This window comes from Pseudomonas sp. EL_65y_Pfl1_R83 (genome assembly GCF_963970695.1).
Lineage (GTDB): Bacteria > Pseudomonadota > Gammaproteobacteria > Pseudomonadales > Pseudomonadaceae > Aquipseudomonas > Aquipseudomonas tritici.
On the sequence record NZ_CAXAQI010000300.1, the window covers coordinates 1 to 494 of the forward strand.

The 494-nt window shown below is 60.7% G+C and carries 1 protein-coding gene; it reads right to left on the minus strand.

Annotated features, from left to right (window positions below):
- Positions 1 to 494: cation diffusion facilitator family transporter (locus tag AACY08_RS28980; protein ID WP_339472515.1), on the minus strand; the 494-nt coding region annotated here is incomplete at both ends.

Below are 494 nucleotides of genomic sequence, written 5' to 3' on the forward strand. Positions count from 1 at the left end.
CTCGTGGACGGGGACGAGCCGGTTACGGATAACACCCGCATCGATGCCCACGCCACCAACAACACCGACGATCGCGGCATGGGCGTCAGGGCCGACGCGCCAGACATGGAGATCGGAAATGCGCGCATCTCCTGGTCCTTCGACAAGATCCTGTATTTCCTCGGCAACGTGATTGTCTGTCGTATCGAGAAGGACTGCGGCGGTATCGCGCATCAAGCTCCAGGACCAGCGAGCGATCACCACTGCCCCGACGATTCCCATGACAGGGTCCATCCAGACCCAGCCCAGATAGCGGCCTGCCAGAAGAGCCGTGATCGCCAACACAGAGGTGAGAGCGTCGGCGAGGACGTGCACATAGGCTGAGCGGAGGTTATTGTCGCCGCCATGGGCATCATGGTCATGGGCGTGATCGTCATGACCGTGATGATGGTGGCTACCCGAGAGCAGGAATGCACTGACGATGTTCACGCCGAGCCCAATGACCGCAATCACCG